We start from the raw sequence: 5,757 nt of genomic DNA, 5'->3' as shown, positions 1-5,757 counted from the left end.
GAGATGTGTATAAGAGACAGCCCCTCCCGCGGTTCCCGTCTTTACCCTCGAGCAAGACGCGGGCGGCCTCTACTTTCCTCTCATCAAGGGTGCCGACGCTGTGCCAGGGGCTCTGGTCGAGGCTGTCGACGCCGCCGGATCGGTCTTGGCCTCTGCAACGGCAGACTTGTCGGGCGCATGGTCGATGACGGACTTCCCTGCGTTGCCCGTTGGCACGTCGACGGTTCGGCTTCGGCAGACGGTCGACACAGTGGTCTCGGCGGTGAGTGCGCCGGCCGATGTCACGATGGCGCCCCCTCCCGTGGTCTCACAACCCGCCGAAGGCGCCGTCGTCGATGCCACCGACTTCGTCATGCAACTGACGGGGGCGAGCGGCGCTGATGCGCAGAGAATCGTCAACGGCGCCGTTCGAGAGACGCCCATGCCGCTGACCGACGGCACGTGGCTGGGGTCGTTCAGCATCGCTCAGGGGCCTGTGAATCTGGGCATCCGGTATCTCGACCCGGTCACAGGGCGTTTCGGGCTGACCGCAACGAGGCTGTTCACCGCCCAATAGTCGCGGCCGACGGGTGGGTTCGAAAAGAAGTTCGGCGCACCGCGTCACGAAACGGGTCTGAGGGGGTCTTCCTTAGTGAAGGGCCCTGAATCCCCCCGAGGGGCCCTTCACCTACTCTGACGCGGAGATCACTGGTTGATCGGCCGCGGTCATTCGAGCGGAGCGGGCAGAACCCGCCTCAGCCTGAACTCCGTCATCGTGCAGCCGAACCGTTCTCTGAATGCCCGGCCGGAGGCATCCACTGATCGAAACCCGAACCGCCTGGCGACGGTGCCGAGGTCTGTGGCAATGGTGGCGGGAGCCAGGTCTTGTCTCTCGATCTGTTCGAGAATGAGCCGCCGGATGTTCGACACCATGATCTGGTCTGAAGTCGCCACCGCCACACCGCTCTGCTCGGCATGGTAGAGCACGTGCACGCGTGTTCTGCGGGCCCGCGGATCACTCATGCGCATCACTGTATTGCACGTGTTCGCCGTGCAGTGTGAGCGAATATCTGAAATGGGCTCACCCCCCGGCCCGGCGGCGCTCGCACCCCGCTCCAAAGATGCTCGCGCCCCGCCGAAGCGGCCTCAGCTACCCGTTCGAGCGCAGTTCGAGGTACTTCTCGATGAGCGCCTTCGTCGACGCGTCTTGCATCTCGAGTGCTGCGGCGTCACCAGCGACGGCGGGCGTGACCTGCAGCGCCAGCTGCTTGCCGAGCTCCACTCCCCACTGGTCGAACGAGTCGATGCCCCAGATGGTTCCTTCGGTGAACACGATGTGCTCGTAGAGCGCAATCAGCTGGCCGACGACGCTCGGTGTGAGCGCGGGCGCGAGGATCGACGTGGTCGGCCGGTTTCCGGCGAACACCCGGGCCGGCACGACAGACTCGGCCGTGCCCTCTGCGCGCACCTCGTCGGCCGTCTTGCCGAAGGCCAGGGCTTTGGTCTGGGCGAAGAAGTTGGCCATGAACAGGGCGTGCACGTCTTGCCCGGGCTCGACGCCGTGCCCGTCGCCGGTCTCGTCTTTCAGCGGCCTGGCCGGGTTCGCAACCGCAATGAAGTCGGCCGGAATCAGCCGGGTGCCCTGGTGGATGAGCTGGTAGAACGCGTGCTGGCCATTCGTGCCCGGCTCACCCCAGAAGATCTCGCCTGTGTCGGTCGTCACGGGCGAGCCATCCCACTTGACGCTCTTGCCATTCGATTCCATCGTCAGCTGCTGCAGATATGCGGGAAAACGACTGAGGTACTGCGCGTACGGCAGCACAGCGTGGCTCTGAGCCTTCAGAAAGTTTGTGTACCAGACGTTGAGCAGCCCCATCAGAACGGGCACGTTCTGAGCGAGCGGCGTGGTTCGCATGTGCTCGTCGATCGCGTGGAACCCGGCGAGGAACTCGCGCCAGTTGTCGGGCCCGATGGCAACGATGACCGCTGTGCCGATGGCGGAGTCGACCGAGTAGCGGCCGCCCACCCAGTCCCAGAAGCCGAACGCGTTCTGCGGGTCGATGCCGAAGGCCTCGACTTTGTCGAGCGCGGTCGAAACGGCCACGAAGTGCTTGGCGACAGCGTCTTTTCGGTCGGCGTCTGAGTCGCTGATGGCACCGGTCGTGCTGAGGGCATTCCACAGCCACTGGCGCGCCAGGCGTGCGTTCGTCAGAGTCTCGAGCGTGCCGAACGTCTTCGACGCGACAATGAAGAGGGTGGTCTCGGGGTCGAGGTCTGCGGTCTTCTCGAAAATGTCACTCGGGTCGATGTTCGACACGAAACGGCACTGGATGCCCGGCTGCACATACGGCATCAGTGCGTCGTACACCATGACCGGCCCGAGGTCTGAGCCACCGATGCCGATGTTCACGACGGTCTCGATGCGCTTGCCGGTGACGCCCTTCCACTCACCCGAGCGCACGGTGTCGGCGAACGCGTACACCTTGTCGAGGGTGTGATGCACGGCAGCATCGATGTCTTCACCGTCGACCACGAAGCCCGCGGGCGGTACCAGCCCCGCGCCGTTCTTCGGGCGACGGAGGGCCGTGTGCAGCACGGCGCGGTCTTCGGTGACGTTGATGTGACGGCCCTCGATCATGGCCTGGTAGCGACCGGCGACGTCGACATCGTTCGCCAGCTGCAGCAGGTGGCCGAGAATCTCTTCGGTCAGAAACGACTTCGACAGATCGACCGTGAGGTCGGCCGCCTGGAACGTGTACGTCGCGGCTCGCGAGGCATCGGCGGCGAACCAGCCGCGGAGGTCGGGGGAGAAGTCTTCGGCTATGCCTTCGAGGTGCTTCCAGGCATCGGTCGAAGCGGAATCGACGGGAACGGACTCGGTCACTGTGGTCTCCTGAACGCCAGAACGGAATGAGCCCCGAGAAGAACGCGCCACTGCGGCAAGGGCTCCCTCAACCCTATTCCTTCTCGCCTTCGGCGCCGCTCGTTACTCTGATCGGTATGGGAGATCAGAGGAACGAACGCCAGAGGCTTCTCGAACTGGCGGCAGATCTCATCGTGGTCGAAGGCGTCAGTGCCCTCAGCCTCAGCGGTCTCGCTCGCTCGATCGGCTCGAACAACCGCATGCTGCTGTACTACTTCGGCTCGAAAGAAGACCTTCTCGCCGAGGCGAGCCTCGTGGTCTTCGCCCGCTTTCCCCGGCTGCGAACCATGACAGAGAACCTCACCGGCCGCGCCCCGCTGGCCGATCGGCTCGATGCCGCGTGGCTCGCCATCAGTCATCCCGACAACATGCCGTTTCTGCGGTTGTTCTTCGAGACATTCGGCCTCGCCGTGCACAAGCCAAAAGAGAACCAGCGTCTTCTCACCACAATGGGCACGAACTGGTCCAACGGCCTGCACGCAGCGCTGGTCGCCGACGGGTTCGACGAGGCCCCTGCCCGCATTGTGGGCGTTCAGGTGCTGGGGCTCTGGCGCGGGTTGCAGTTCGACCTCGTGCGGGGCGCTTCGAAAGAGCTGCTCGACTCCGCGCATCCGGCAGCCATCAGGGCGCTGCTCGCCCCCTACGGAAAATAGCCGTCGGCGTTCTACTGCGTCGGCGCGGGGTGGCCTTGTTGGGTGGCCACCGGATGCCCGGGCGGGCGCTCAGCGGCGAAAGCGCGCCCCGGGGTGGGTGTCGGGCAGCAGTTTGTGGCCGGCGCCGAAGAGGTGTTCGCGCAGAGTGGTTCCGGCCGGAGCGTCGGCGATCAGGCCGCGCCGACGCAGCTCTGGCATCACCTTCTCGAAGAACACGTCGTGTGAGCCGTCGGGCTCGGGCTGAACGAGCAGCCCGTCGGCACCGGTTTCTTCGAGCATGGCCACGGCCTGGTCGACGGCGCTCTCGACCGTGCCGAGGTAGGGGCGCCCCATGACGCCGTTCGCACGAAACTCGGTGAGTATCTCGCGTACGGTGGGTGCGTTCTCGCCGAGAAACCGTTCGACGTTGGTGCGGCCGTTGTCGCCGTTCGCCGCCGCGGCCGGTATGGGCTTGTCGAAGTCGAGCGAGAGCAGGTCGATGCCGGTGAAGTAGGCGTAGAGGGTGGCGGCGTGCTCGAGGCTGACGGCTTCGGTCTGCGCCTCGTGCTCTGCGCGGGCCTGCTCGTCGGTGTCGGCGACGCGAAAGGTGCCCGCGATGAGGCACTTGACGGCGTCGCGGCCGCGCCCGTTCTCTTCGGCGCGGCGCCGGATGTCGTTGATCTGCTCGGCGAGAGCCTTCGACTCGGCCGCGAGAAAGACGGCCTCGGCGTATTTGGCGGCGAGGGTTCGGCCGGCTTCCGAGGCTCCTGCCTGAAACAGAGTGGGCGTGACCTGCGGGCTCGGCGGCGTGACGAGCACTCCCTTGGCCGAGAAGTGCGGGCCGTCGTGTTCGATCTCGTGAACCTTCGCGGGGTCTGCCCACGTGCCCGACGCGCTGTCGGCGATGAGGGCGTCGCTCTGCCAGCTGCCCTCCCAGTACTTCAGCGACAGCTCGACGTGGTCGTCGGCCTTCGCGTAGCGATCGCCGTGCGGCATCAGCGGTTCGCCGAAGAGCAGGGCCGAGCCGGCCTGCCCCGAGCCGGTGACGATGTTCCAGCCGATGCGCCCCTTCGTCAGGTGGTCGAGCGTGCGGTACTGCCGGGTGACGATGGGCGGCTTTTCGACGGTGGTCGAGACGGTGGTGACAAGGCCCAGCGTGCTCGTCACGGCGGCCATCGCTGACATCAGCATCTGCGCATCCACGGTGGAGAACTGCACGTTGCGCTCGATGGAGGTGGGGATGATCGACCCGTTCAGGGTGGGGTAGCCGTACGAATCGGCGAGAAACAGAAAGTCGGCCCCGCCGGCTTCGCACTTCTTCGCCAACTCTGTCCAGTACCCGAGGTCGGTGAAGTTGGGCTCCGCCTCGCGCCCCGGCATCTTCCAGGTGGGCCGCACACCGCCGGTCTGGAACATTCCAATGGTGATTTTCTTCGTCATGATGGTGTCTCCCTGACTCGGATCGCGGCACAAGTGAACTGATCAGTTCAAGTCTAGAGAGCATCTGTTTCGGGCACGTATCGCGCCAGCACACGCCGTGTTACGTCACCATGCCACGAGCGTGCGATAGACGCGGGCCAGTCGGATGCCCGGGAGCACGGAGGAGCGTCGAGTCCGTCTGAGACCGCGGCGTTGTTCGGGGTCTACCTGATCATTCCGGTGTTTCATGGGGGCTGAACTATTGTGGCCGCCCTCGGGGGAGGCCGGGCATCCGGCAGCCGTATGTCAGCGAGACTGGCGCCGCTTGCCCACGCGCGAGGCGCCCTTGACCGCGGGAGCCCGCCCCTTGCCCTTCGATGCTTTCGCCTTGCCACCGGGTGCCGGAACATCGGCCGCGGCGGCCGCAGCCGACTTCGCGAGCTCGATCTTGGTCTTCTTCAGGTACGCGATTCCCGCCGGGGTGAGCGTTGTGCTGGTGGCTTCGTAGTCGAACAGCGGGTACCCGAGTTCGGCCTCGAGCTCTTTCACTGATGCAACCAGCGTGGCCCGTGACACGCCCTGTGAGCGTGCAGCGTGGGCGAAGTGCAGTTGATCGGCCGCTGCCACGAAGTGGCGCGTGAGTTCGCTGTTCACAGCATCCGTTCGGTCGTGGTGAGACCCCCAGACTACGCCAGCCGTGATCGGATGCTCGGAGGAGCTTCAGGCTGAGACCAAACCTTTTTGTGGGGGTGACCGAACTACTGCTATCGAGATGGCAACCGCTTCTCGCACACAGCCTGTTAG

General features: G+C 65.3%; 6 protein-coding genes. 2 read left to right on the top strand and 4 right to left on the bottom strand.

Features of this window, described 5'->3' with window-relative positions; all coding sequences use genetic code 11:
* The first annotated feature begins 100 nt into the window (after window positions 1-100).
* A complete protein-coding gene (locus QN358_RS18500; protein WP_323513230.1) occupies window positions 101-556 on the top strand; it encodes a hypothetical protein in 456 nt (151 codons plus the stop codon).
* Between the two features lie 149 nt (window positions 557-705).
* On the opposite strand, the gene QN358_RS18495 is transcribed toward QN358_RS18500, so the two are convergent.
* Complete coding sequence (locus tag QN358_RS18495) at window positions 706-1,002, bottom strand: hypothetical protein (protein WP_323513229.1); 297 nt, start codon at window positions 1,000-1,002, stop codon at window positions 706-708.
* 127 nt (window positions 1,003-1,129) lie between these two features.
* Entirely contained in the window at window positions 1,130-2,863 is a 1,734-nt protein-coding gene (gene pgi / locus QN358_RS18490) for a glucose-6-phosphate isomerase (protein ID WP_323513228.1), read from the bottom strand.
* 116 nt (window positions 2,864-2,979) lie between these two features.
* Here pgi and QN358_RS18485 point away from each other — a divergent pair, with 116 nt between their 5' ends.
* Complete coding sequence (locus QN358_RS18485; protein ID WP_161580405.1) at window positions 2,980-3,555, top strand: TetR/AcrR family transcriptional regulator; 576 nt, start codon at window positions 2,980-2,982, stop codon at window positions 3,553-3,555.
* Window positions 3,556-3,624: 69 nt separating this feature from the next.
* Here QN358_RS18485 and QN358_RS18480 read toward each other — a convergent pair whose 3' ends face one another.
* Both QN358_RS18480 and QN358_RS18475 read right to left on the bottom strand, forming a co-directional pair.
* Window positions 3,625-4,974 carry an NtaA/DmoA family FMN-dependent monooxygenase gene (locus tag QN358_RS18480; protein ID WP_136642102.1) on the bottom strand — a complete coding sequence of 450 codons (1,350 nt, stop codon included), beginning with the start codon at window positions 4,972-4,974 and terminating at the stop codon, window positions 3,625-3,627.
* 285 nt (window positions 4,975-5,259) lie between these two features.
* Complete coding sequence (locus QN358_RS18475; RefSeq protein WP_136642101.1) at window positions 5,260-5,607, bottom strand: LysR family transcriptional regulator; 348 nt, start codon at window positions 5,605-5,607, stop codon at window positions 5,260-5,262.
* Window positions 5,608-5,757: the final 150 nt, after the last annotated feature.

The organism is Subtercola sp. RTI3 (assembly GCF_035018625.1).
Classification (GTDB): Bacteria; Actinomycetota; Actinomycetes; order Actinomycetales; family Microbacteriaceae; genus Subtercola; species Subtercola vilae.
The sequence above is the reverse complement of the archived record's forward strand: the minus strand, read 5'-3'. Positions and strand labels throughout refer to the sequence as shown.

Excerpts from the sequence above, each read along its gene's own strand:
- QN358_RS18495 (WP_323513229.1), bottom strand. The coding sequence starts at position 1,002 with ATGAGTGATCCGCGGGCCCGCAGAACACGCGTGCACGTGCTCTACCAT.
- QN358_RS18480 (WP_136642102.1), bottom strand. The coding sequence starts at position 4,974 with ATGACGAAGAAAATCACCATTGGAATGTTCCAGACCGGCGGTGTGCGG.
- QN358_RS18485 (WP_161580405.1), top strand. The coding sequence starts at position 2,980 with ATGGGAGATCAGAGGAACGAACGCCAGAGGCTTCTCGAACTGGCGGCA.